At 70.0% G+C, this 23,889-nt stretch carries 23 protein-coding genes; 10 read left to right on the top strand and 13 right to left on the bottom strand.

Going from position 1 to position 23,889, the window contains the following annotated elements:
- Positions 1 to 6: 6 nt before the first annotated feature.
- The 3 genes from DDV73_RS22125 to DDV73_RS22115 all read right to left on the bottom strand — a co-directional run bounded on the left by DDV73_RS22125 (position 7) and on the right by DDV73_RS22115 (position 2,405).
- Positions 7 to 597: a hypothetical protein gene (locus DDV73_RS22125; RefSeq protein WP_154402860.1), complete on the bottom strand. Its 591-nt coding sequence runs from the start codon at positions 595 to 597 to the stop codon at positions 7 to 9.
- Positions 598 to 851: 254 nt separating this feature from the next.
- Complete coding sequence (locus DDV73_RS22120) at positions 852 to 1,778, bottom strand: hypothetical protein (RefSeq protein ID WP_109509433.1); 927 nt, start codon at positions 1,776 to 1,778, stop codon at positions 852 to 854.
- A 45-nt stretch (positions 1,779 to 1,823) separates the two neighbouring features.
- A complete protein-coding gene (locus DDV73_RS22115; RefSeq protein ID WP_109509432.1) occupies positions 1,824 to 2,405 on the bottom strand; it encodes a DUF2238 domain-containing protein in 582 nt (193 codons plus the stop codon).
- 90 nt (positions 2,406 to 2,495) lie between these two features.
- Between DDV73_RS22115 and DDV73_RS22110 the strand changes: the two genes are divergently transcribed.
- Positions 2,496 to 3,233 (top strand): neutral zinc metallopeptidase, encoded by a 738-nt coding sequence (locus DDV73_RS22110; protein WP_154402858.1) that lies wholly within the window; start codon positions 2,496 to 2,498, stop codon positions 3,231 to 3,233.
- 3 nt (positions 3,234 to 3,236) lie between these two features.
- Here the strand turns inward: DDV73_RS22110 and DDV73_RS22105 are convergent, their stop codons facing one another.
- The 3 genes from DDV73_RS22105 to DDV73_RS22095 form a co-directional block, all read right to left on the bottom strand.
- A complete protein-coding gene (locus DDV73_RS22105) occupies positions 3,237 to 3,884 on the bottom strand; it encodes a response regulator (RefSeq protein WP_206051032.1) in 648 nt (215 codons plus the stop codon).
- On the bottom strand, positions 3,877 to 5,496 hold the full coding sequence (locus DDV73_RS22100) for a sensor histidine kinase (RefSeq protein ID WP_109509430.1): 1,620 nt from the start codon (positions 5,494 to 5,496) through the stop codon (positions 3,877 to 3,879). The genes DDV73_RS22105 and DDV73_RS22100 overlap by 8 nt, the downstream gene beginning before the upstream one ends.
- A gap of 195 nt (positions 5,497 to 5,691) precedes the next feature.
- The gene (locus tag DDV73_RS22095; RefSeq protein WP_109509429.1) at positions 5,692 to 6,390 is read right to left on the bottom strand and encodes a hypothetical protein; all 699 of its coding nucleotides are present in this window, start codon (positions 6,388 to 6,390) and stop codon (positions 5,692 to 5,694) included.
- 163 nt (positions 6,391 to 6,553) lie between these two features.
- Here DDV73_RS22095 and DDV73_RS22090 point away from each other — a divergent pair, with 163 nt between their 5' ends.
- Together DDV73_RS22090 and DDV73_RS22085 are read left to right on the top strand one after the other, a co-directional pair.
- On the top strand, positions 6,554 to 7,654 hold the full coding sequence (locus tag DDV73_RS22090; RefSeq protein ID WP_109509428.1) for an LLM class flavin-dependent oxidoreductase: 1,101 nt from the start codon (positions 6,554 to 6,556) through the stop codon (positions 7,652 to 7,654).
- Positions 7,651 to 8,268, top strand: a complete 618-nt coding sequence (locus tag DDV73_RS22085; protein WP_109509427.1) for an FMN reductase — start codon at positions 7,651 to 7,653, stop codon at positions 8,266 to 8,268. The genes DDV73_RS22090 and DDV73_RS22085 overlap by 4 nt, the downstream gene beginning before the upstream one ends.
- A 3-nt stretch (positions 8,269 to 8,271) precedes the next feature.
- Here the strand turns inward: DDV73_RS22085 and DDV73_RS22080 are convergent, their stop codons facing one another.
- From DDV73_RS22080 to DDV73_RS22070, 3 genes are all read right to left on the bottom strand, one after another.
- Positions 8,272 to 10,059: a hypothetical protein gene (locus tag DDV73_RS22080; protein ID WP_109509426.1), complete on the bottom strand. Its 1,788-nt coding sequence runs from the start codon at positions 10,057 to 10,059 to the stop codon at positions 8,272 to 8,274.
- Positions 10,060 to 10,172: 113 nt separating this feature from the next.
- Complete coding sequence (locus tag DDV73_RS22075) at positions 10,173 to 10,688, bottom strand: putative immunity protein (RefSeq protein ID WP_109509425.1); 516 nt, start codon at positions 10,686 to 10,688, stop codon at positions 10,173 to 10,175.
- 13 nt (positions 10,689 to 10,701) lie between these two features.
- A complete protein-coding gene (locus DDV73_RS22070; protein ID WP_109509424.1) occupies positions 10,702 to 11,193 on the bottom strand; it encodes a VOC family protein in 492 nt (163 codons plus the stop codon).
- A gap of 27 nt (positions 11,194 to 11,220) precedes the next feature.
- On the opposite strand from DDV73_RS22070, the gene DDV73_RS22065 reads away from it, so the two are divergent.
- The 5 genes from DDV73_RS22065 to DDV73_RS22045 all read left to right on the top strand — a co-directional run bounded on the left by DDV73_RS22065 (position 11,221) and on the right by DDV73_RS22045 (position 15,860).
- Positions 11,221 to 12,132, top strand: coding sequence for a helix-turn-helix domain-containing protein (locus DDV73_RS22065; RefSeq protein ID WP_109509423.1), 912 nt, complete (start codon positions 11,221 to 11,223; stop codon positions 12,130 to 12,132).
- 65 nt (positions 12,133 to 12,197) lie between these two features.
- Positions 12,198 to 13,262 (top strand): nicotinate-nucleotide--dimethylbenzimidazole phosphoribosyltransferase, encoded by a 1,065-nt coding sequence (cobT, locus tag DDV73_RS22060; protein ID WP_240617420.1) that lies wholly within the window; start codon positions 12,198 to 12,200, stop codon positions 13,260 to 13,262.
- Positions 13,262 to 14,497 (top strand): uroporphyrinogen-III C-methyltransferase, encoded by a 1,236-nt coding sequence (gene cobA / locus DDV73_RS22055; RefSeq protein WP_240617419.1) that lies wholly within the window; start codon positions 13,262 to 13,264, stop codon positions 14,495 to 14,497. The genes cobT and cobA overlap by 1 nt, the downstream gene beginning before the upstream one ends.
- Positions 14,490 to 15,293, top strand: coding sequence for a TrmH family RNA methyltransferase (locus DDV73_RS22050; RefSeq protein ID WP_109509421.1), 804 nt, complete (start codon positions 14,490 to 14,492; stop codon positions 15,291 to 15,293). Before cobA ends, DDV73_RS22050 begins: the two co-directional genes overlap by 8 nt.
- Before the next feature lie 66 nt (positions 15,294 to 15,359).
- Positions 15,360 to 15,860, top strand: coding sequence for a hypothetical protein (locus DDV73_RS22045; RefSeq protein ID WP_109509420.1), 501 nt, complete (start codon positions 15,360 to 15,362; stop codon positions 15,858 to 15,860).
- 51 nt (positions 15,861 to 15,911) lie between these two features.
- Here the strand turns inward: DDV73_RS22045 and DDV73_RS22040 are convergent, their stop codons facing one another.
- The 4 genes from DDV73_RS22040 to DDV73_RS22025 all read right to left on the bottom strand — a co-directional run bounded on the left by DDV73_RS22040 (position 15,912) and on the right by DDV73_RS22025 (position 20,967).
- Complete coding sequence (locus DDV73_RS22040) at positions 15,912 to 19,166, bottom strand: S8 family serine peptidase (protein ID WP_109509419.1); 3,255 nt, start codon at positions 19,164 to 19,166, stop codon at positions 15,912 to 15,914.
- 150 nt (positions 19,167 to 19,316) lie between these two features.
- A complete protein-coding gene (locus DDV73_RS22035; RefSeq protein WP_206051031.1) occupies positions 19,317 to 19,847 on the bottom strand; it encodes a GNAT family N-acetyltransferase in 531 nt (176 codons plus the stop codon).
- Positions 19,844 to 20,461, bottom strand: a complete 618-nt coding sequence (gene def / locus DDV73_RS22030; protein ID WP_240617418.1) for a peptide deformylase — start codon at positions 20,459 to 20,461, stop codon at positions 19,844 to 19,846. The genes DDV73_RS22035 and def overlap by 4 nt, the downstream gene beginning before the upstream one ends.
- Before the next feature lie 11 nt (positions 20,462 to 20,472).
- Positions 20,473 to 20,967: a P-loop nucleotide/nucleoside kinase family protein gene (locus DDV73_RS22025; RefSeq protein ID WP_206051030.1), complete on the bottom strand. Its 495-nt coding sequence runs from the start codon at positions 20,965 to 20,967 to the stop codon at positions 20,473 to 20,475.
- A 282-nt stretch (positions 20,968 to 21,249) separates the two neighbouring features.
- On the opposite strand from DDV73_RS22025, the gene DDV73_RS22020 reads away from it, so the two are divergent.
- Entirely contained in the window at positions 21,250 to 22,614 is a 1,365-nt protein-coding gene (locus tag DDV73_RS22020; RefSeq protein ID WP_109509418.1) for an acyl-CoA dehydrogenase family protein, read from the top strand.
- 29 nt (positions 22,615 to 22,643) lie between these two features.
- Complete coding sequence (locus DDV73_RS22015) at positions 22,644 to 23,858, top strand: acyl-CoA dehydrogenase family protein (protein WP_109509417.1); 1,215 nt, start codon at positions 22,644 to 22,646, stop codon at positions 23,856 to 23,858.
- Positions 23,859 to 23,889 lie beyond the last annotated feature (31 nt).

Below are 23,889 nucleotides of genomic sequence, written 5' to 3'. Positions count from 1 at the left end.
GTGACGCTATGACACCCAGCGGTAGCGCAGGTAGCCGACCCGGAAGTCTCGTATCCGGGTACGCCCGGCGTGCTTGACGGCTAGCTCGAAACGAACCAAACCGTCTGCTCGCACGAAGCGCCTCGGCACCGTGAACCTCATGTTCTGTCGATCCGGGTAATCCCAGCCACTGGCTGGGACGCGCCGGCCGCTCGGGGCGATCAGGAAGACCCGTGGGTGCTGTGCCCACTGCGGCCAGGAGCCGGAGAACCAGATCTCCGCCTTCCCTACCCGGTTGGGCGGCAGCTTGATTCTGTGCAACGTGCGCAGGTCGGGAGTTGGGCGCGCCGGGGAGTTGCTGAGGTAGTTCAGGCTGCCGAGCGGTCCGCGGGTGATCCGTCCGTTCCTCAGCTTCGACTTCCTGATCAGGCTCTGGACGGCACGCTGACGCGGGGTCTTGACCTCTTGAAGGACTCGGTAGCGGTGGGAGACTGTGAAGTACGGCGACCGGTTGATTCGCCCCTGTGGGTAGTTGAGCGCTCGTACCTCGAACCGGTACCGGCCGGCGGGCACCGTTCCGCGGCGAGTCATGCCATCCCAGCTGCTCGGATGACTCATCGGGTTCAGGGTGTACCAACCGTCGGTGACCTCGTGCCCCTCCGCATTGACGACCCTCCAGGCGAACCATCCGCAGCGAACCTCGTCGGCGTCGAGTCCATGCAGCAGTCGGACCTTGGACCCAGCACCAGTGTGGTCTCGGGGATAGATGACCGCACGGTCTACCCACAGCCGCCAGTCTGCTGGCGTGTTCGCGACACGCAGCGGGAAGCTGACCCGGGTCTGGTTGGTGTACCCGGGCACGTTGTCAGGGATCACCTCGACCTGGAACTGATAGTTGGCGGCAGGCAACTCACGGCCAAGGGCTGCCAGTGGTCGGCAGCGAGCTGGATCCCGCCAAGCTGGCGCGCCTGAGCGACCTCTGACGTTGAGTAGTCGATCGGACCGACGACCGTCGTCGAACCGCTCAGCACTCGCCAGCGGGCGAGCACCGGAAGGTCTGGGTCGAGCCTGAGCTGATACCGGGCGGTATCACAGATCCCATCCCGGTTCTGGCTGATGACGCTGTCGTGCCAGACGAACGAAGCGTGCGGCGCCCGGCGGACGAGGAACCGTATGCCCCGTTTAGTGCAGACGTCGGGGTTGAGGTCACTGCACTGACCAATGCCGACGCTCGTATATCCGTCCTCGATGCCGGCGACATCGATCTGCCGTGGGCCCGCCGGAGTAGCGGCGAACCGGCCCTTCGGGGTGTACAAGAACACGTCAAGACCTGCAGTGTCCGGAACCACGACGGGTACGGTGCCGACCGTGGTCGTATCGACCACGTCGCGCCAGCCTTCACCGGTGGTGACCGCAGGCAGGGGTGTCCGTCTCAGGTACAGCTCCGCGCCACGGTCATGACAGCTGTCGACACTCGAGGTTCGGCAGGCCCGTGCGGTGACGTGGAAGATACTGCCGAGGCCTTTCGTCGGCAGCGTGTCGGTGAAGGTGCCGTCCGGTCCGGACGTCACCGGAGCATGTCGAATGGCCTGGTCGTAACTGTGCCGCAGCTCGAAGAGACCGTAGGGAGCGCCAGAGGCGGTTGCAGCAACCGTCACCTCGTTGCCGACCGGCTCCTCCTGTGTGGGGGAGGTGATCGTGGGAATCGGCAGCGGCTCGTCGGCGTACGACGGTGGTACAGCGGTGGCCAAGGTGGCGGCGAGTACCAGGCCCAGGGCAGCGGCAAGCGGTTGGTTCACAGCGGGTCCCCCTCGATGAAGTCGGCAGATCCTAACCCGAGCCGGTCAATCGGGAGACCCGTTTCGACGGAGAACGACGAGGCCGGCGAGCAGCGCGCCGAGGGTGCCGAGGCTGACGTCGGAGAGCGTGTCCTCGTAGGCGGTGTCGATCTCGGTGCCGTGCCGGATGAAGGTGTACCACTCGCCGATCTCCCAACCGACGGCGAGGATGGCGCCGAGGCCGGTGACCAGGAGGACGACCGCCCAGCGCGGCCTGACCGAGCCGCAGATGATCAGGCCGAGCCCGGTGAGCAGCAGGAACCAGTTGAAGAAGTGGTTGAAGTTGTCCCACCACTCGACGGTGTCGTAGAGGTCGAGGCTGTTGCCGGTGACGTCGATCAGGAACGGCAGCATCACCAGTGCGAAGGCGCCGTACGGCGGTGACGGGCGCGGCTCGCGGCGGCGGGCGGCGTACCACCAGAGTGCCGGCACCAGCAGCATCAGCAGGGGATAGGCGAGCAGCCGGGCCCCGAACGCCTTGCCCTCGAACCGCTCAATCCCCGGCGCGTACTCAGCCACGGCGAGCTGTACGACCGTGAGAATGAGTACCAGGGCGGGGACCCAGGCGGGGCAGCGATCTGGTTTCATCGGCTCATCGTTGCGGAAGGTTGGTACGGCGGGTTGGACCGCCACGCACCGGCATCCCCGCACGTTTGAGCCGAACCATCAAGGAGAGTCGTGTCTTTCATCCGTGTGGCCAGCACCGCTGCCGCCATCGCCATCCTGTCCGTCGGCAGCCTTGCCTGCGACCCCGCAGAGGACAAGCCGAGCGGCTCCGCCACGGAGTCGACCGAGGAGCCCAGCGAGGACACCAGCGACGAGCCCACCGAGGAAGCCTCGGAGATGCGCGAGCTCTTCGACGATTCTGTCGAGAAGATCGAGGCGTACGCCGAGGAGCAGGACCTCAGCACCCCGTCGGACTGGCACTTCATCGCCGAGGGCGAGACCGAGCCGACCCAGTGCACCGATCAGAGCGGTCAGGAGCTCGACGCCGACGACACGGCCTACTTCTACTGCCCGCCCGACGACGCGATCTTCATTGGCGAGGCCAGCATGGCCGACTTCGGGGAGACCTTCGGCGAGCAGGCGCCCGCTGTCGGCATGGCCCATGAGTGGGGTCACCACCTGCAGTTCCAGACCGACCTCGAGGTGAACGACCAGGACACCCAGATCGCCATCGAGAACCAGGCCGACTGCATCTCCGGTGCGTGGTACCGCGACGAACGCGGCGGCGGCCTGGACAAATTCCTCCAGGACCTGAAGGTCGGACTGCTGCTGGCGGCGATCTCCGAGCTCGAAGGTCCCGACCGCTCCCACGGCACCGTGCTGGAGCGCGAGACTTCGTTCGCCTCCGGCGCCTTCCAGGGTCTCGACCGCTGTGAGAAGTACCTGCCTGACCACCCGCTGGGGGAGTAGCCCTCAGCCGCCCATGCCGGCATCCCGCGCCTTGGCGACCGCCTCGGCGCGGCTGCCGACGTGGAGCTTCGACAGGATCGTCGAGACGTAGTTGCGGACGGTCTTGTCGGTGAGGTGCAGGTCGCGGGCGATGGTCGCGTTGTCCGCGCCGACGGCGATCTTCCGCAGGATCTCGTGCTCACGCTGGGTCAGCTCGCGGAACGGCCCGGGCTGTGCGGTCGCCCTCGCGACGTAGCCGACGAGTGTGCTCGCCGGCCTGGCGCCGAGGACCGTCTCACCGTGGTGCGCGGCGTGCACCGCACGGACCACCTCGTCGACGTCGGCGTCCTTGAGCAGATAGCCCTTGGCGCCGGCGCGGACGGCCGATAGCACCGACTCGTCGTCGAACATCGTGAGTACGACGACCGCGACGCCGGCATGGTCCTTCACCACGCGCCTGGTGGCCTCGAGGCCACCCATGCCCGGCATCGCGAGGTCCATGAGGACGACGTCGGGAGCAAGTGAGCCGACGATCTCGAGTGCCTCCTCGCCGTTCTGTGCCTCGCCGACGACGGTGATGTCGGAGGCGCGTGCGGTCAGCATCGCCTTGACCCCTTCTCGGTAGAAGGGGTGGTCGTCGACGATGACCACGCGCACCGGGCGCTCACTCATGGTCGACATCATCCATCGAACCGATCGGCAGGCGGGCCGATACGGCCGTTCCCCGAGGTCTGTTCGCGGTCACGGACAGGCTGCCGCCGAGTTCCTCGGCGCGCTCACGCATCGTCGCCAGTCCGCCTCCGGAGGTCCCGGTGGGCACACCGGAGCCGTCGTCGACAACGGACACCGCGAGGTCGCGGCCGTCGAGCGAGATGGTCACCCGGCAGGTCGTCGCCTCAGCGTGCCGCGCCACGTTGGTCACGGCCTCGGTCGCGATCCGGTACGCCGCGACCTCGACGCCGGCCGGCAGCGAGGGCAGCCCGTCCGCGGCGACCTCGATCCGCAGACCGTCCGGCGTACCGAACCGGCGGCAGGCCTCCTCGATCGCGCCGGCCAGCCCCAGCTCGTCCAGCGCGGGCGGACGGAGTGCGTAGACGACCCGGCGCAGGTCCGCGATGGCCGCCTTGGTCTGCTCCGAGCAGCCGTCCAGCAGGCGGCGTGCCTGCTCGGGATCGCCGTCCAGGAACCGCTCGGCCAGCTGCAGGCGCTGGCTCAGGCTCGCCATCGTCGGGCCGAGGCCGTCGTGCAGGTCGCGGTGGAGGCGCCGGCGCTCCTCCTCACGCGTCGCGACCAGCCGCTCCCGGGCCCGTCGCAGCTCGTTGGTCAGGGCGGCCGCACGAAGCGCGACGGCAGCCTGTTGGGTCACATCGTCGATCTGCTGGCGGTCGCGGTCCGTGATCCGCCGGGACGTTGCCACTTCCAGCTCGCCCAGCGGCGCGTCGTCGTACGCGATCGGAACCCTCAGCACGTCCCGCCGACGTGCCGGCGCTCGGCCGTACTCCGCCACGACTCCCGGCGACCCCGTCATGGTCAGCGCCACGCGGCCGTCACCCAGCGCCTCGCCGATGGACCTCACCAGCATCGGGGCGACGTCGTCGCCGGGAATCGCGCCGGCGAGGCGCCGGCCGAGCTGAGCCAGGACGAAGGTGGAGTGGTTCAGCAGCGAGACCGTGATCGCCAGGGGGAAGGAGACCCAGATCGCCGCCGTCGCCAGCTCGACGGCGAGGTGAGCGAGCAGCCCTTGCGTGGTCGCCTCGCGCTGCAGGTCTTGCAGCGGGGTGGCGATGAGGATCGCCCCGAACGCGAACCAGACTCCGATCACGATCAGGACGCCGCGGGCCTGGCGGCGTTCGGCAGACCCGGAGACCTTGCGATAGCGGTGGACCTGGGCATAGAGGCAGGTGCCGACGAGAACCAGGACCGCTACGGACTCGATCCCTTGGTAGGCGTCGGTGGCGAGTCCAGCGGCGGCCACGATGATGCCGGCGCCGAGCACGACCGCCCACGCGACGGTGAGCCAGCCGCTCCAGCGCGGCACGAACCGCCCGTCCGGGAAGACGTAGGCCAGCTGGAGCACGGCGACCCAGCCCAGGCCCTGGACAACGGCGCCGGTCTCGCCGAACCCGTCGTGCAAGGTCCCGACGACGACCGCCACGTGACCGCCGGCCGTGGCGAAGAGCACGAGGACCACTGCGACGTAGGCGCGGAACGTGGACGGGGAGCCTCGGAGCAGCAGCCGGGCGGCGACGACGGTCGCGACGACGACGGCACCGGAGACGATCACGAGGAACGCCGCCCAGCGGGTCGGCGAGACTCCCCAGTCGGCGAGGACCGCGCGCCCCTCGTCGGAGGTCCACGGCAGCCACTCGACCTCCCGGACCTGGTCGGCGTGGACGATCCAGTCGATGGCGGCGACCGACCAGGCGCAGAGCAGGAGGCCGATCGCCGTACGCGAGCAGCCTCCGCATCGGCACTCCCGTCATCCGGTGGCCGGCACCCGCTCCTGCGGCGCGTGCCACGCGAACCAGGCGACCGCCACGAACGTCGCCATGTAGACCGCGTGGACCACGTCGAAGGCGATGCCGGTTCCCGCCAGCATAGTGAGCACGAAGGTCACCGCGATGGAGATCGGCAACCATCGGGGTACGGCGCGAGAGCGCCAGAACGCGCCCGCGATCGTGAGGTAGCCCAGCGCGCACAGCAGGAAGCCGAGCATCTGCGGACCGAATACATGGCCGGCGTTGTCGCCGACGTAGGTCAGGAACTCCTCGCCCTGCGGGGACAGGACATCCGCCGTCCCGTACCAGGACAGAGTGTGGAAGGCGAAGAACCCGCAGGCGTAGCCGAACGCGCCGAGACCGGTGAGCATCCCCCCGACTGTGGCGAGCATGCCGCCACGAGCGCTGACCAGCAGGCAGGAGGCCAGGCCCACCGCCAGGTAGGCGACCGGCGTACTGATCGCGCCCACGAGGCCGAACAGCCAGACGGCGTCACGGTCCGGGGCGACCTGGGCGAACTCCGAGGAGTCCTCGGCGGCCACGGGACGCAGCAGTAGGTTGGCGGCCGCGGCGGTCGCGCCCAGTGCGAGCACGACGGCGAGCGAGCGCTGGCGGGCGAGCCGGACCCGGTGGTCGATGAGAGGGCGTTCTGCGGTCAGAACGTCGTGGCGGTCGTTCATGGGGTCCTCCTGGGCTAGTGGGTGATCCGAGGATCGGAGTCCCGGCGTCCCAGGCAGCAGAGGCAAACGCCCTCGATCTGCCGGGATCCGCGGGCGGGAATAGCCTGGATCCCGCGCCTGTTCGGGGGGTAGTTAGGATTTCAACTACAAGAGGCAGGCAGTCATGCAGTTCGGGATCTTCACCGTCGGCGACGTGACGCCCGACCCGACCACGGGTCGCGCTCCCACCGAGCAGGAGCGGATCAAGGCGACCGTCGAGATCGCGAAGAAGGCCGAGGAGATCGGGCTGGACGTGTTCGCGACCGGTGAGCACCACAACCCGCCGTTCGCCGCGCCGGCCAACCCGCCGGTGCTGCTGGCGAACATCGCCGCCCAGACCGAGCGGCTGATCCTGTCCACCGCGACCACGCTGATCACCACCAACGACCCGGTCCGGATCGCTCAGGACTACGCCTACCTGCAGCATCTCTCCGACGGACGGGTCGACCTGATGCTCGGCCGCGGCAACACCGGGCCGGTGTACCCGTGGTTCGGCAAGGACATCCGCGACGGGATCCCGCTCGCCATCGAGAACTACGCGCTGCTGCGCCGGCTCTGGCGCGAGGACGTCGTGGACTGGGAGGGCAAGTACCGCACCCCGCTGCAGGGCTTCACCTCCACGCCGCGGCCGCTCGACGGCGTACCTCCCTTCGTCTGGCACGGCTCGATCCGCAGCCCCGAGATCGCCGAGCAGGCGGCGTACTACGGCGACGGCTTCTTCTCCAACCACATCTTCTGGCCGGCCTCGCACACCCGGCAGATGGTCGGGCTCTACCGTCGCCGCTTCGAGCACTACGGGCACGGCAGCGCTGACGAGGCCATCGTCGGGCTCGGCGGCCAGATCTTCATGCGGCGCAACACCCAGGACGCGGTCCGGGAGTTCCGGCCGTACTTCGACGACGCCCCGGTGTACGGCGGCGGCCCGTCGCTGGAGGACTTCATGAGCCAGACCCCGCTCACTGTCGGCTCTCCACAGCAGGTCGTCGAGCGGACCCTCGGCTTCCGCGAGTACGTCGGCGACTACCAGCGCCAGATGTTCCTCGTCGACCACGCCGGGCTGCCGCTGAAGACGGTCCTGGAGCAGCTCGACCTGCTCGGCGAGATCCTGCCCGAGCTGCGCAAGGGCTTCGAGGCCGACCGGCCCGCGCACGTGCCGAACGCCCCCACCCACCAGTCGCTCCTAGCAGACCAGCTGGCCGAGACCACCGAGGGAGCCGACCAGTGACCCGCCGAATCGTGGTCGTGACCGCCGGCCTGAGCACGCCGTCCTCGACCCGGATCCTGGCCGACCAGCTGGCCGCAGCGACGGCAGGCGCGCTGCGCACGCGCGGCGAGCAGGTCCAGGTCGACGTGATCGAGCTGCGGGCGCTGGCCCGTCCGCTCGCGGACAACCTGGTCACCGGCTTCCCGTCAGGAGAGCTGGCCGCTGCGGTCGGGCTGCTCCGTCAGGCGGACGCTCTGATCGCGGTCACGCCGGTCTTCAGCGCGTCGTACTCGGGGCTGTTCAAGACCTTCTTCGACGTCCTGGAGCCGGACCTGCTGGCGGGGCTGCCGGTGCTGATGGCCGCCACCGGCGGCACCGCGCGGCACTCGATGGTCCTCGACCACGCGCTGCGCCCGCTGTTCAACTACCTCAAGGCGCTGCCCGTCCCGACCGGCGTGTACGCCGCGACCGAGGACTTCGGCAACACCGCCGATGGCGCGCTGGCCGGCCGGGTCGAACGCGCCGCCGCCGAGCTCGCCAACGCGGTGACCGCGGCGCCGATCGCCACCCGCCCGCGCACCCTGGCTGACGAGTTCGACGAACCGACGCCGTTCGAGGACTTGCTGAAAGCGTGAGCCCTACCGCAGAACGCGGTAGCGGTAGACAACGCTGAACGTCCGCACCTGGAACTCCCGGCCGAGATGGGTCTCGAAGAGCCAGCGGAGCTTGCTGTCCCGGCGGAAGATGTGCCTGGGCCTCATAGTGTGGGTGAACCAGGTGCCCCGACCGGGCCCGATCTCGGTCCATACCGCGCGGCCACCGGTCCGGGTGAGGTTGATCAGCTTGCCCTCGTGGTCACGCCACCTGTCGAGGCTCCGGCCGGTCGTGCCGATGCGCACTGAGACCGGGTCGCCAGAGGGAAGCTGGACCCGGTGGAGGCCGGTCGCGCGCGAGCCCTCTCCGATGAACGGCCGGCAGAGCCTGCTGAGGTAGCGGATGGCACCCGTCGGCTCACTACGAAGCCGACCGCACCGCTGCGACTGGTTACGCAGGAGACTGGCCTTTGCGGTTGTGGTCTTCCGGAAGGTCTTGGTCACCAGTCGCTTGTGGGACAGGTTGAACAGCGGTGTGTAGAACGTCTTCCGCTCGCCTGAAGGGCTCTTCATCTCGACTGCGATCCGGTAGCGGCCTTCGCGGACAAGGAAGCCCCGGTCGGACCGGCCGTCCCACCAGCCGTTGGCATACCGGCCGTGCCGGACCACGGTGCCGTCTGCACGGACAACGTCGGTCGACTCGGCATAGCCGATGTTGAAGCTCGGATCGATCCTGACCTCGTCCCGATAGTCGTCCATGACCGGGTAGAAGGTCGACAGGTCGGTCCGGACACCCAGAAGCGACCTGGAGTTCCGGACTCGGATCCCTCGCTCCAGCGTCGACTTCTTGCTGACTCCGCTGACGCTGCCGGTGACACTGACCCGGATCCGGTAGCTGCCGTCGGCGAGGCGCAGGCCCTCCTTGGCCGGGTCGACGACGATGGGCTCGTCGCCGGTGCGCTGACCGGAGGTCATGGAACGCGGCCCGATGAGTGTCTTGCCGGTGCCGTTGACGACTCGCCAGGAGCCGGAGCTGACCGGGACGGCATGGTCGGGGCCGAAACGGAAGCCGGCCCGGTCGGCGAAGCCGTCTCCGTTCGGGTTCAGATAGCCATCGAGGCCGCCGCCACCGACCGCGCGCAGCGACGGACGCATGGCACGGCGTACCGACACTCGTGGCAGTTGGCTCTCGTCTACCCACTCCGGCCGGTCGCAGACCTGGCTGTTGATCGCACTGCAGCGCGAGAGCCACACCCAGTAGTCCCCGTCAGCCAGCGGCGCGAGGTCCACGGTGTTCTCGCCGGTGACAGCCGCCTGGCGCTGGGTGCCGACGAGGAGCCAGGTCTCGTCGTCCCCGAGTTCCGGCACCATCACGCGCGCATCGCTCAGTGCCGGGTTATGGACCTGCTTGGGATTGTCGGTCTGCGAGAGTTGGGTGGATCCGGAGCGGCCGGCACGGTGCCACTCACTGGAGATCGTGCTGCACGAGTCGGCGCTGGCGGACGCACAGTTGATCGCCGTCGCGTACGAGACGCGGTTCAGGCCGCGTGACGGGATCTCGTCCGCGAACTTGCCATCGGCGCCCGCAGCCACCGGCGAGCCTTGAATGTAGGGCCCTCCGGTGTCTGAGTTCGACAGCCGGAACCTGACGTACGGCGCGGATGACGTCGCCTTGAGGGAGATCGAGCCGCTGCTGATCTCGCCCGCAAAGTTGATGACCGGAGGCGAGTGGGGCTCAGCCGCCTTCGCGGCGAAGCCGGACAGGCCGGACAGGCCGGACAGGCCGGACAGCATGAGTACGGCGCCAAGACCGGCGCCCAGGTAGCGCTTCACTGAGCCACTCCAAGAATGAGGTCATGGCGCGACCCGAGCGCACCCCCGTTGATTGAGCGGCTCAAGTTAACACGTCACGAACCGTCGCCGGGCCGGTTTGCGACCCTGGGACCTCAGGACTCGAAGACCGACCAGCAGAGGTCGTTGCGCAGCCTCTGGTCGTCCAGCACCAGGTCGCGAATTGTCGGTGGCAGCTGCTCGCGCTGCCACCGGCACTCTCGTCGGCCAGCTTCCTCGCCTTCGCCTCGCGCTGCTGCGGCCCGAGCGGCCTTGATCGCGTAGGCGGCGGCGCCCAGCTCGTGCGCGGCGACGTGGGCGACCACCGCGGCCTGGCCGGCGGCGTACGCCGCGTGGCGCGGCGCCCCGCGCAGGTCCCGCGCGGCACCCATGGCGTGGCCGCCCGCCGCCCGGGCCTCCATCATCTTGACCTCGCCGCGCGTCCAGGCGCGGGCCTGCTCGATGGCCTGACGTGGCCGCTCGTCCTCGGGGCAGGCGGATTCGAAGATCTCGAGGACGTGCTCGGCGCAGGTGGCCGCCCAGAGGGCGAGGAGGTAGTGGTCCGAGTCCGTCAGCGTCCCGCCACGTCGGATGGTGACCAGGCGAGGGTCGCGGATCTTCGAGAGGATCATGGCCCTCGCAAGCCTACGGTTGGCTCGCCAGCCACTCGTTGACCCGGCGCTCAGCCTCCGCGGGGTCGATGTCCTCGACCTTGGTCATCACCGCCCAGCGGTGCCCGAACGGGTCGAGGAAGGCGGCGTAGCGGTCGCCGGTCACGAAGGTCTCGGGGTCGCCGTACCCCTTGGCGCCGGCAGTGACCGCCGCGGCGTACACGCTGTCGACGTCGGCGCAGTAGTAGACCGTGGAGCGGCTGACGTCGTCGCCGCCGGTTGGCGCGACCAGGTGGTGGTCGGGCGCCGGGTCGCCGACCTGCATCCGGCCGGTCTCGAGCTCCAGCTCGCAGTGGGCGACGGTGCCGTCCGGCCCGTCGTTGCGGGTGATCTCGCGCGCGCCGAAGACCGAGATGTAGAACTCGATCGCCTTGGCTGCTCCGTCGCAGACGAAGAACGGCGTGAGCGTGGTGTAGCCGGCCGGGACGGGCGCGACGGGGGTGCTGGTGTCCTGTTCAGTGGTCATGTCGGTGATCGTCTCTACGCTGCCGCCATGGGCGCTTGGAGAAATGCGACAACAAGCCGGCTGAGCCTGCGCTCGCTGCCGCCCGAGGCCCGTCGCCCGCCGACCGCCACGACGGCCGGGATCCTCCACCCCGACCGGCACGCCGAGGTGGTCGAACTGGCCAGGCCGCCGGTGAGCCCGCGGCTGCATACCTGGGTGGAGAACTACTGGACCGTCCGCTGGGACCTCGGTGACGCGCCGCCGTACACCTCCGAGGTCGTCACCCATCCGGCCGTGCAGCTGTCGGTCGAGTCCGGCACAACACCCCACTACGGCGTCGAGATGCCGGCGGCGCTGATCCACGGAGTGCCGACCAAGCGGTTCCGGATCGACCTCTCCGGCGAGGGGCGCGCGTTCGGCGTGAAGTTCCGGCCAGGAGGGTTCGGCGCGTTCACCGGCGAGGACGTCGGCGCCTGGACCGATCAGGTGCTGCCACTCCGCGCGGCCTTCGGGGAGGAGTCGACAGCGCTGATGGGTGCGGTCCTCGCTGAGCCTGAGGACGCCGAGCGCGCAGCGATCGTCGACGAGTTCCTGGAGCGTCGGCTGCCGAAGCCGGACCCGCGCTACGAGCGGGTGCTGGCGATCGTGGCCGGCATGATCGGCGACCCGACAATGATCTCGGTCGACGCCGTGTGCGAGAGGTTCGAGATCGCGCCGCGCTCGCTGCAGCGGCTCTTCCGGCGCTACGTCGGGGTCGGGCCGAAGTGGGTGCAGCGCCGCTACCGCCTCCACGACGCGGTCACGCTGATCGACGCGGGGGAGTACGACGACCTCGCCGAGCTCGCGGCCCGGCTCGGCTGGTTCGACCAGGCCCACTTCACCCGCGAGTTCACCGAGCAGGTCGGTCAGTCACCGAGCGCGTACGCCGTCAGTGCTGGTCGCCCCGCGGGGGAGCGGTAGTCCGAGGGATGGTCGTGGACCAGGCCGCGGCACGGCGCGTCATCCATCTCGGCCAGAATGTGCAGGTGACCAATGAGCTGATTGCCGAGACCATCGCCGATATCCGTCCCCTCGACGACCAGGCGATGGCCGATGCGCGGGCGCGGCAGGCCCAGCTGACCAAACCGGCCGGCGCTCTCGGCGTACTCGAGGACGTGTCGATCACCCTGTCCGGCATCGCCGAGGCATGCCCGGCGCCGGTGCCGGCCAGGCCCGCTGTCGCCGTCTTCGCGGGGGACCACGGCGTACTCGCCCAGGGCGTGACGCCGTGGCCGCAGGAGGTCACCGCGGGCATGGTCGAGAACTTCCGGGCCGGCGGCGCCGCGGTCAACGTGCTGGCCCGGGCAGCCGGTGCCGACGTGTACGTCGTGGACGTCGGCGTGGCCTCCCCGGTGAAGGGCGATGCCACTGTGCTGGCCCGGAAGATCCGCCCCGGCACTGCCGACCTCGCGGGTGGCCCCGCGATGACCCGGGAAGAGGCCGAGCAGGCGATCGGGGTCGGCATCCAGGTGGCCGGCGGGCTGATCGTCGAGGGCTACGACGCGCTGCTCACCGGCGACATGGGCATCGGCAACACCACGCCGTCGGCCTGCCTGATCGCCGCCCTCACCGGCACGCCGGCTGCCCAGGTCACCGGCCGCGGCACCGGCATCGACGACCAGATGCTGGTGCACAAGACGAAGGTCGTGGCCACGGCAGTCGCCCGGCTGGCCCCCGGCGCCGACCCGATCGACGTTCTCGCCGAGGTCGGCGGCCTCGAGCACGCCGGCCTCGCCGGGCTGATCCTCGGCGCGGCCGCTCACCGCCGGCCGGTCGTCCTCGACGGAGTGATCGCCGGTGCCGCCGCACTGGTCGCGCAGCGGCTGGCGCCGGAGGCGATCAACTACTGCTTCGCCGGACACCGCAGTGTCGAGCCCGGGCATGCCGCTGCGCTGGCCGCACTCGGGCTCCGTCCGCTCGTCGACCTGGAGCTGCGGCTGGGCGAGGGGAGCGGCGCCGCGCTGGCGTTCCCGCTGGTCCGCTCGGCCGCGCTGATCCTGGCCGAGATGGCCACCTTCGACTCGGCTGGCGTAGCGAACAAGGACGCCTAGTGGTCACTCACGGGAGTTCGCTGCCGCCGTACCCCTCCGGGCTGCGGCTCGCCGGCCGCCGAGTGGTGGTGGTGGGAGGCGGCCACGTCGCGCAGCGGCGGGTGCCGGCGCTGATCGCCTGCGGTGCCGACGTGGTCGTGGTGTCGCCGTCGCTCACGCCCGCGCTGGAGGGGATGCTCAGCGAGCTGACCTGGGTGTCGCGCAAGTTCGAGCCGGCCGACCTCGACGACACCTGGTACGCCATCGCCGCGACCAACAACGCGGAGACCAATGCGGCTGTCGCCACCGCCGCCGAGGAGCGCCGGGTCTTCTGCGTGCGCAGCGACGACGCCCGGGACGCGTCGGCTTGGACGCCCGCCGTCGGCCGGCACGGCGGGGTCACCGTCGCCGTACTCGGCAACCGCGAGCCGCGGAAGTCGGCCGCAGTCCGCGACGAGATCATGACCGCGCTCCGGGACGGCTCGATCACCGCCCGCGACGCCCAGGACCGCAGTCCGGGCGTGGTGCTGGTGGGCGGCGGACCAGGCGACCCGGAGCTGGTCACCATCGCCGCCCGGCACGCACTCGCGTCGGCCGACGTGGTGGTCGCCGACCGGCTCGCCCCCCGCGAGCTGCTCGCCGAGCTCTCCCCGGACGTGGAGCTTATCGACGTCGCGAAGCTGCCGCGCGGCCGCTCCGCCGCCCAGGAGTTCATCAACCGGGTGATCGTGGAGAAGGCGCTCGAGGGCAAGCGGGTGGTGCGGTTCAAGGGCGGCGACAACTTCGTGTTCGGCCGTGGCTACGAAGAGGTGATCGCGTGCGCCGAGGCGGGCGTCGCGGTGACCGTCGTACCCGGGCTGTCGTCGGCGATCTCGGTGCCGGCCCGGGCCGGCATCCCGGTCACCCACCGCGGCGTCGCCCACGAGTTCACGGTGATCTCCGGCCACCTGCCGCCCGGACATCCCGAGTCGCTGGTCGACTGGCGCGCCGTCGGTCGGCTGCGCGGCACCGTGGTGCTGCTGATGGCCGTCGAGAACGCGCCGGCCATCGCCGACGCGCTCGTGGACAGCGGCCGGCCCGCCGACACGCCGGTCGCTGTCGTGGTCGAGGGCACGATGCCCGAGGAGCGCACCGTGCTGACCACCCTCGGCGAGCTCGGCGCCGACATCGTGGCCCAAGAGGTGCGGCCGCCGGCGATCATCGTGATCGGCGAGGTCGTGGCCGTGGCCCGGCCCCAGCACTTCGGCCGTGGCTGAGCTCGTCCCCGTCGACTCGGCCGCGGATCCTCGACTGGCCGACTATCGCGACCTGCGCGATGTCCAGCTCCGCAAGCGGCTGGAGAGCGAGCACGGGCTGTTCCTGGCCGAGGGCGAGAAGGTGGTACGCCGCGCGGTCGAGGGCGGCTTCGCCCCGCGGTCGTTCCTGATGGCCGAGCGCTGGCTGGACGGGCTCGCCGACGTGCTGGCCGCCACCGACGCTCCCTGCTTCGTGGTGTCCGAGGCGCTCGCCGAAGAGGTCACCGGCTTCCACGTCCACCGCGGCGCGCTCGCCTCCTTGGAGCGCCGCCCGCTGCCCTCGCTCGCCAGTGTTCTCGACGGCGCCCACTCGGTGCTGGTGCTCGAGGACATCGTCGACCACACCAACGTCGGCGCGATCTTCCGCAGCGGCGCCGCGATGGGGTTCGACGCCGTACTCCTCTCGCCGAGGTGCGCGGATCCGCTGTACCGGCGGTCGATCAAGGTTGCGATGGGCGCGGTCTTCGCGCTGCCGTGGACCCGGCTCGATGACTGGTACGACGCGCTCCCGACCCTGTCGGCGGCCGGCTTCACGACCGTGGCGCTCACCTTGGCCTCCGACGCGGTCTCAGTCGAGGAGGCGGTCGCCGGGCTGGACAAGGTGGCGCTGGTCCTCGGCTCGGAAGGGCCCGGCCTCAGCGCCCACTGGCAGCGTTCCGCGGACCGCCGGGCGATCATCCCGATGGCTGCCGGAATCGACTCTCTCAACGTGGCCGCGGCGTCCGCCGTCGCCTGCTACGTCACCGCGCGCCGCTAGCCATCCCGTCCAGATGGGAACGCGGCCATGCCGGGTCCCGTCCTACCAAACATGAGACTCTCTCGTGTGCACTCATTCCCAGTCCGGATCGCGGCTGCCGCCCTGGTGGCCCTGTCGATGACCGCTTGTGGCGGGTCGGACGAGTCGAGCGACGAGCCGTCCACCACACCCTCCGACGAGTCCACGTCGGCCGCGCCGTCCGACCCGGCCTCCACTACTCCACCGACCAAGCCGCCGCCGAGTGGGTCGCCGTCCGCCGGCAACCCGCCGCCGACCGAGGTCACGCCGATGCCGCCGCCCGAGACCCAGCCGACCGATGACCCGACCGTTGGCAAGTTCAAGCAGCGGCTCTCCGGGGTGCCGACCGAGGGCGTCGAGTCCGGCTGCGTCGTGATGACGGTCGGCGGCGAGACCTACCAGCTGAGCGGGCTGCACCGCAGCCACCTCGGGGCGAAGGTCGTCGTGGAGGGCGTGGCCCAGCCGGACCTGATGGGCACTTGTATGCAGGGCATCCCGTTCCAGGTGACCAAGGTCGTGTCCTCGGAGGCGGCCGACGACCCGCAGTGACACGACGAGGCCCCGCGAGCCGTGCTCGCGGGGCCTCGTGGTGAGCAGCAGCTACTGCGTGACCGCCTTGACCAGCACGTCGCCGGTGCCGAGCAGCCCCTCGTCACCGCTGAGCGCGCGCAGTGAGCCGAACAGCTGACGGCCCTCCGCGGGTGCCGCCTTGGCAGTGAGGGTGCCGGTGACCTCGAGCTTCTGGCCTGAGGCGAGCTGGGTCGGCTGAGTGTCGATCGTCAGCGAGCCGAGGCCGGGTGACAGGAAGGCGTCGAGGTAGTCGTACTCGGTCGTACCGGCCGGGACCGCGTAGCCGATCACCTGCACGGTGTAGGTGCCGGCATCCGGCGAGGCGATGCTCACCGCCTCCTCGGAGTCGCCGTCGGCGTCGCTCGCGACCTCCTCGCCGTCCTTGAGGACGACCAGGTCGAGGTCGGCGCCGAGGTCGCTGGTGTTGCCGATCTTGACATCGAGCCGCGACGCGCCGGCCGGGACCTCCACGTCGTACTCCTGGGTCGCGTCCTGCCCGATGCTCGGCCGGTCGGTCTTGGCGCTGCCGAGGTCACCGCCGGTCGGCACCAGCCTGACCGAGCCGAAGTCGTTGGTGACGTTCCATGTCAGCGGCGTCGGCTCGTCGGCCTTGACGCTGTCGATCTCCTGGGAGGCCGGGTCGACGGTGAGACCCTGGACCTGGAGCGTGAGCCGGTACGGGTTGCTGAGGAACGGCGAGGTACGGCGGCTCTCCACCTCGAACTCCCAGATCCCGGGCATCGGGTCGGCGTAGTCGCGCTCGCTCGGCTTGCAGACGTTCGGGTCGCTGAAGCTCGAGTAGCAGTTCAGCGACGACGTGCTGTCGCGGACCAGGCCGAGCGGGTCGATCGCGACGAACCGGGTCTGGCTCTTGGTTGCCAGCCCGCCCAGGTTGACCTGCAGGGTCTTGGCGCCCTCCGGAACATTGATGAAATACGACTTGGTCCGGTTCCGCTCGACCTTGCCGTTGACGGTGGTGCCGAACGACGGCGCCTTGACGTTGGTCGCGACGACCACGGTCGACAGCACCGAGCCGTCCAGGCCCTTGGTCTTCGGGTCGTCGAGCCGGAGCAGCCCGGAGTGGACGCCGCCGGACCTGGCCTTCGCCTTGATCGTGATCGTGACCGCCTTGTCCTTCGGAAGGCGGACCTTGCTCGGCGCGGTGAAGGTGCCGTCGTTGCCCGACCACTTCAGGGTGTGAGCGACGGTGCCGGACCGGCCGGAGGTGCGGGTGATCTTGACCCGGTACGACTTCGCCTTGCCGATGGTCTGGCCGCCCGCGCCGGCGGCGCAGCGGTTGTAGATGCCGGTGCCCTTGTGCGGGGTGGCGAGGTGCTCGCTGATCGGCGTACACACCGGAGCGGAGACCTGGTACTCGTTGGTCTCGGGCTGCTTCTTCAGCAGCGCCCACGCGGCCGGTACGTCGAACAGGCCGTAGCCCTGCTCGTGTGCCTTCAGCGCGCCGACCTTCTTGGCCGAGCTGTAGATCGAGGTCCGGAGCTGCTTCGGGGTGACCGCGATGCCCTTGTCGAAGCTCGCCGACAGCAGCAGCGCCGCACCACCGGCAGCCTGAGGCGAGGCCATCGAGGTGCCGTTGAAGTGGGCGTAGCCCGGCGGCAGCGGGTAGCCGGCCTCCGGCACCGAGGTCTCGCCGAACTGCGGTGCGACCGACGAGATCGCCGAGCCGGGCGCGATGATGTTCGGCTTCTGGCCGCCGTCCTCGCGCGGGCCGCGCGAGGAGTAGTTGTGCAGTGCGGTGGCGGCGCTGACCTCGGAGCCGTAGTTAGCCGCCCAGGTCTGCTTGGTGATCGAGGAGCCGACGCTGACCGTGCTGGTCGAGGTCGACGGCGAGCCGACGGTGTTCAGGCCCGGACCGCTGTTGCCGGCCGAGATGAACAGCTGGACGGCGTACTCGTCGATGATCCGGTCGTAGAGCAGGTCGCGTGCGTCGGCGCCGTCGTTGAGGGCGTCCAGGCCTCCGATGGACATGTTGACCACGTCCACGCCGTGGTTCGCCACCATGTCGACCATGCCCTCGACGAGCGCGTAGTTCTCGCAGCCGGCACCCCAGCAGGCGCGGCCGGAGACGACCTTCGCGCCGGGGGCGACACCGTTCATCGTGCCGCCGAACAGCTTGTGCCCAGCCGCGATGCCGGCGACGTGAGTGCCGTGCGAGCCGTCCTGGATGCCGATGTTGACGAAGTCGGCCTTGGTGATCTCCGTGTCGTCGAGCACCGTGGTGTCGACGTCCTCACGGAAGCTGACCACGAACGGCGTCGACTCGATCACCTTCGGGGTGTCCGGGTTGTCGACTCCGAAGTGACCGACCTGCCGCTCCTCGGCGAACGGCCGCTGCTTGACCTCGTCGGTGAAGTCGAAGTCCTGGTCGCTGTCGACCCAGATGTCGTGGGTCTCGGGGTCGTAGAGCACGCCCCAGCGGTCGGTGGTGTCGCCGTCGCGGTTGACGTCGCCCGCCCAGTCACCGGCACGCGTGGAGGACTCGTTGAAGCGGTTGATCTTGTAGGTGCCCGCCGGCGCCTTCCAGGTGGTGTTGTCCTGGAGCGTGAACTCGGGGCCTTGCACCTCGGTCAGCATGATCCGCCAGGAGGCGTCGCCGCCGGCGTACAGGTGCCGGACCGGGTCCGTCGACGGGAACCAGTCGACGAGCTTGTCCTCACCGGTCGTGGTCGTGGCGAGTGCCTCGTGCTCCGGGTCGACCCCGCTGTCGAGTACGCCGATGGTCACGCCGCGACCGTCGTACTTCGGGTGCGCGGTCTTGAAGGTCACCGCACCCATGTCCTGGGTCGGCATGTACGGGTTCGCGTCCGGCGTGGTTGCGTCCGGGCCGGGGTAGGTGCCCGCCTTGCGGGGCTTGCGGGAGAGGTCGGCCGGCTGCGGCACGACCAGGGTCTCGGCCAGGTCGCTCGCGAGTACGCCGCGCAGCTCGGCCGCGGCCGCGACCTTGCCGATCGGCAGAGTGGCCCGGAGGTAGCCGATCTTTTCGTCGCGGAAGCCGACCGTGCCACCGAGGCTGCGGACCTTCTCCTCGATGGCGTCCGCCTGGCCGTCGTCGGCCGCCAGCATCATCGTCACCCAGTGCTGTTTCGCCTGCCGGGCGTCCGCCAGCAGCTCCAGATCATGCGCGTCCAGCTCGTTGCCGGGGACCACGCTGACCTTCTGGTCAGGGGTCTCCTCGGCGAACGCGGTGGTAGCGGTCGCGGCGGTGGCGAGCAGCCCACCCGAGATGGCCAGGGCCAGGAGGCGGCCCGGCATGCGTGTCGACATCGTTCTCCTCGAGAAATCGCGGGTGGCGGGGGCCACCGGCACATAGCCGCAAAGCCTGCCTCACGGCAGTGGGCCAGGCCACACCGGCCCGGTGGCGGAGTCTCGCCATGCCCGGTATATGCCACGCAATTTGCGGGCGAAACGGACGATCTAAGCGTTCGGCGCGTGCTGGAGGTTAAGTTCCCGCACGATCTCCAGCCCGTCCTCCTCGTCCCACTCCTCACCGATCTCGACGAAGTCGTAGCGAGCGATGACCGCGAGCGAGGCCGCGTTGTCGGGGCGGATGCTGGTGCGGACCACGTGCACGGCGGGCTCGCGGCGGGCGCGCTCGATCAGGTGGGCGAGGATCGCGTGACCGTACCCCCGGCCCCGGTACGCCGGATCCACGCCGTACCCGACCTCGACCATGCCGTCCTCGTCCGGCGCCGCGTGGAATCCGGCCCCACCAATCGTCAGGCCGGCGGCCTCGTCGCGGACCACGCCGGTGACCCAGTCTGCGTCCACGGGCGTCTCGACCAACTGGCGGGCGCGGCGGGCCCAGGTGCTGCGGCGTTCCTCGGATGCGAGGTACGGCGTGAGCTCGACCGGCGACGTCTGCCGAGCGCGCGCCAGGTCGCCGTCGGCGAGCGCGGCCAGGGTGGCGTGGTCGAGCTGGACGATGCGGATGTCGGGCTCGGTCACTCGACCTGCTCGGACTGCTCGGCCGGCCAGCCCAGTGGGTAGTCCGGGGCCGCCTTGTCGTGCAGCTTGCCGAGCTTCTTGCGCAGCTTGGTCGGCAGCCGGTCGCCGAACACCGTCCCGACCGTGTGGTCGGTCTCATGCTGCAGGCAGCGCGCCAGCAGGCCGTCGCCCTCGAAGCTGACCGGCTGGCCGTCCAGGCCGAAGCCGTCCACGCGGGCGAAGTCCGGGCGAGCGCACTCGACGTAGGCGCCGGGGAAGGACAGGCAGCCCTCGTCGTCCTCGTCGAGCTGGCGGTCCCGGCCCTCGGGCAGCGTCAGCACCGGGTTGCAGACCACGCCGACCACCGACTGTCCGGCGGCGTTGGGGCAGTCGAAGACGAACATCGCGAAGTCCTCGCCGACCTGGCAGGCCGCCAGCCCGACGCCCTCGGCGGCGTACATCGTCACGACCATGTCCGCGGCCAGCTGCCGCAGGTCCTCGTCGTACGACGTCACCTGCTGCTGCGGGCGGTGCATCACCGGTGTGCCCCAGCGGGTGACCGGCCGGACCTGGCCGCCCTCGGGAAGTGGGCCGTACGGCGCAATCGGGCTCGGCGTGGCGGTGGAGTCAGACACAGTCAGCGATCCTAGTGGCGCGAGTCTGACGAGTTCGCGGGGCTACTGGCGATCACAGTGAGTGGACCCTCTTCGGCGGTCGGTACTTCGAAGTGGTCGAAGTACTGGGCGGCCAGCTCGTCGCTGAGCACGAAGTCGTCCGGATGGCTCCCACGCCTGGCTCGTACTCGCTCCAGAACCGTCTCGCGGTCGGTCGCGACGAAGATGGTCTCCGGCACCACGCCGGTCGGCTCCAGCAACCGGCGGTAGTCGTCGCGCATCCGGCGTGACCAGAACGAGAAGTCCAGGACGACGTCCCGCACGGTGGCGACGAGCTCCAGGAGCCGGGCGCGCAGGTCCGCCTCGATCTCATCCCGAACGTCCTGCGGCAGCGGCACCAACAAGATCCCGCGCTCCCACATCTCGGTGTCGAAGGACAGCCTGACCATCCCGTCGCGTTCCAATCGCTTGGCGTACGTCGTCTTGCCTGACCCCGACGGCCCGCACATGAAGATCACCCGGCTCACGCATGTCAACGTAGGGCTTGCGACAGCCGCGCACACCTGTGTTTCCGACAGAGTTCCGAACCTGGTCAGCTGGCGGCGTCCGGTGGCCAGTGTCCGAATTTGTACGGACAGGCCCGTACGTACAAATTCGGACATCCGAGGTATGCGTTCGGAACCGAGGCCACGCGTGGGCCGCGCGCGCCCAGTCGCCCCGCGGTGCGGACAGCGGGCCACACGCGCCCGTGACCCGCGCCACGCCAACCAGGTGTGGCACTGTGTGTAACTCCCAGTTACATTTAGCGCATGTCTTTGACGCGAACCTTCAAGCCCGGCGGCCGGCACGGCCTGCCGTCGTCGGAGAGCCGGGACCCGATCGGGTTCGCGGTCGCCGCCCTCAACCGAGTCGCCCAGAGCGAGCTGCTGGACCGGATGCGGCTCCGCAAGCCGGCCGAGCAGGCCGTCTACACCGCCACCAGGTCCGGCTTCAAGGCGATCGGCGCCGCGAGCCGGACGTTCGAGAAGCGAGGCAAGCGCGGTGCCGCCGGAGTCCGGGTACCGAGTGCCGACGGCCGCGGCATCTTCGATCTGACGCCCACCGAGGACGAGCAGATGCTCGTCGACGTGGTCACCGAGTTCGCCACCGACGTGGTCCGGCCCGCAGCGGCCGCTGCCGACGACGAGTGCGCGGCGCCCAAGGAGCTGCTCGAGTCCAGCCTGGAGATCGGGCTGCCGATCCTCGGGGTGCCGGAGTCGCTCGGCGGCGTCTCCGAGGCGCGCTCGGCGATGGCCGGCACGCTGGTTGCCGAGGCGCTCGCGAAGGGCGACCTGGGCCTGGCCGTCGCGACACTGGCTCCCGGCGCCGTTGCCACCGCACTGTCGCTGTGGGGCACCGACGAGCAGCAGCAGACCTACCTGCCGGCCTTCACCGGCAGCGACGTGCCGGCCGCCGCGCTCGCGCTGTCCGAGCCGACGGTGCTCTTCGACGCGCTGTCGCCGGCCACCACCGCGACCCGCCGCGACGGCGGCTTCGTGCTGAACGGCGTGAAGTCGCTGGTGCCGCGCGGCGCCGAGGCGGAGCTGTTCGTGGTCGGCGCCGAGCTCGAGGGCAAGCCGGTGCTGTTCCTCGTCGAGTCCAGCGCCGAGGGCCTTCACATCGAGGCCGACCCGGCGATGGGCGTCCGCGCCGCCGGCCTGACCAAGCTGAAGCTCAAGGACGTCAAGGTCCCGGCCGAGGCGGTACTCGGCGAGACCGACGGTTCGACGTACACCGAGTGCGTGCGGCTGTCGCGACTCGCCTGGTGCGCACTCGCGGTCGGCACCGCCCAGGCGGTCCTCGACTACGTCACGCCGTACGTCAACGAGCGGCACGCGTTCGGTGAGCCGATCAGCCACCGCCAGGCGGTGGCGTTCATGGTCGCCGACATCGCGATCGAGCTGCAGTCGATGCGGCTGGTCACCTACAAGGCCGCGTCCCGCGCCGCGCAGGGGCTGGACTACAGCCGCGAGGTCGCGCTGGCCCGGCGGCTGTGTGCCGACAAGGGCATGAAGATCGGCAACGACGGCGTCCAGCTGCTCGGCGGCCACGGATTCGTCAAGGAGCACCCGGTCGAGCGGTGGTACCGCGACCTGCGTGCGATCGGCCTCGCGGAAGGAGCGGTCCTGGTCTGAGCCTCGGCTCACGACCCGGAGACACGATCATGATCAATCTCGAAACCCCCAAGAAGCATCGCGCACTCATCGAGCAGGCGCACCAGACCGCGGCCAACATGCTGCGCCCGATCTCCCGCAAGTACGACGCCGCCGAGCACGAGTACCCCAAGGAGCTCGACATGCTCGCCGCGATGATCGACGGGCTCTCCGAGTCCGGTGCGGCGGAGGGCGCCGGTGCGGCCGGCGTACGCCGCGACGAGAACGGCGGCGACGACGGCAAGGTCAAGAATGGCGCCAACCTCGCCTCGGTGCTTTCGGTCGCCGAGATGTGCTGGGGCGACACCGGCCTGATGCTGACCATGCCGCGCCAGGGCCTCGGCAACTCCGCGATCGCCTCGGTCGCGACAGAGGAGCAGCTGAAGCGGTTCCAGGGCACCTGGGCGGCGATGGCGATCACCGAGCCGTCGTTCGGCTCGGACTCGGCCGCCATCACCACCACCGCGAAGCTCGACGGCGACCACTACGTCCTCAACGGCGAGAAGATCTTCGTCACCTCGGGCGAGCGGGCCGACAGCGTGGTCGTCTGGGCGACCCTCGACAAGTCACTCGGCCGGGCGGCGATCAAGTCGTTCGTGGTCGAGAAGGGCACGCCGGGCATGAAGGTCGAGCGGCTCGAGCACAAGCTCGGCATCCGCGCGTCCGACACCGCGGTCATCCTGTTCACCGACTGCCGGGTGCCGGCCGAGAACCTCCTCGGCTCGCCGGAGATCGACGTCAAGCAGGGCTTCGCCGGCGCGATGGCCACCTTCGACAACACCCGTCCGCTGGTGGCCGCGATGGCCGTCGGCACCGCGCGGGCCTCGCTCGACCTGACCCGAGAGCTGCTGGCCAAGGCCGGGGTCGAGGTCGACTACGACCGGCCCGCCCAGGTTCAGTCGGCGGCCGCCGCGAAGTTCCTGCAGATGGAGGCCGACTGGGAGGCCGCTCAGCTGCTGATGATGCAGTCGGCGTGGATGGCCGACAACCGCAAGCCGAACTCGCTGGAGGCCTCGATGGCCAAGGCGAAGGCCGGCCGGGTCGGCTCGGACATCACCCTGAGCTGTGTCGAGCTCTGCGGCACCCTCGGGTACTCCGAGGGCGAGCTGCTGGAGAAGTGGGCTCGCGACTCCAAGATCCTCGACATCTTCGAGGGCACCCAGCAGATCCAGCAGCTGATCGTCGCTCGCCGGGTCCTGGGCCTGACATCGGGCGAGCTGAAGTAGCACCACCTGACTAGGACACAGTCAACCGGGA

The sequence above is a fragment of the Nocardioides speluncae genome, assembly GCF_003121585.1.
Taxonomy (GTDB): domain Bacteria; phylum Actinomycetota; class Actinomycetes; order Propionibacteriales; family Nocardioidaceae; genus Nocardioides; species Nocardioides speluncae.
This window is presented reverse-complemented; position numbering and strand designations above follow the sequence as displayed.

Excerpts from the sequence above, each read along its gene's own strand:
- DDV73_RS22125 (WP_154402860.1), bottom strand. The coding sequence starts at position 597 with ATGAGTCATCCGAGCAGCTGGGATGGCATGACTCGCCGCGGAACGGTG.
- DDV73_RS22115 (WP_109509432.1), bottom strand. The coding sequence starts at position 2,405 with ATGAAACCAGATCGCTGCCCCGCCTGGGTCCCCGCCCTGGTACTCATT.
- DDV73_RS22105 (WP_206051032.1), bottom strand. The coding sequence starts at position 3,884 with ATGAGTGAGCGCCCGGTGCGCGTGGTCATCGTCGACGACCACCCCTTC.
- DDV73_RS22095 (WP_109509429.1), bottom strand. The coding sequence starts at position 6,390 with ATGAACGACCGCCACGACGTTCTGACCGCAGAACGCCCTCTCATCGAC.
- DDV73_RS22090 (WP_109509428.1), top strand. The coding sequence starts at position 6,554 with ATGCAGTTCGGGATCTTCACCGTCGGCGACGTGACGCCCGACCCGACC.
- DDV73_RS22075 (WP_109509425.1), bottom strand. The coding sequence starts at position 10,688 with ATGATCCTCTCGAAGATCCGCGACCCTCGCCTGGTCACCATCCGACGT.
- DDV73_RS22070 (WP_109509424.1), bottom strand. The coding sequence starts at position 11,193 with ATGACCACTGAACAGGACACCAGCACCCCCGTCGCGCCCGTCCCGGCC.
- DDV73_RS22065 (WP_109509423.1), top strand. The coding sequence starts at position 11,221 with ATGGGCGCTTGGAGAAATGCGACAACAAGCCGGCTGAGCCTGCGCTCG.
- DDV73_RS22040 (WP_109509419.1), bottom strand. The coding sequence starts at position 19,166 with ATGTCGACACGCATGCCGGGCCGCCTCCTGGCCCTGGCCATCTCGGGT.
- DDV73_RS22020 (WP_109509418.1), top strand. The coding sequence starts at position 21,250 with ATGTCTTTGACGCGAACCTTCAAGCCCGGCGGCCGGCACGGCCTGCCG.
- DDV73_RS22015 (WP_109509417.1), top strand. The coding sequence starts at position 22,644 with ATGATCAATCTCGAAACCCCCAAGAAGCATCGCGCACTCATCGAGCAG.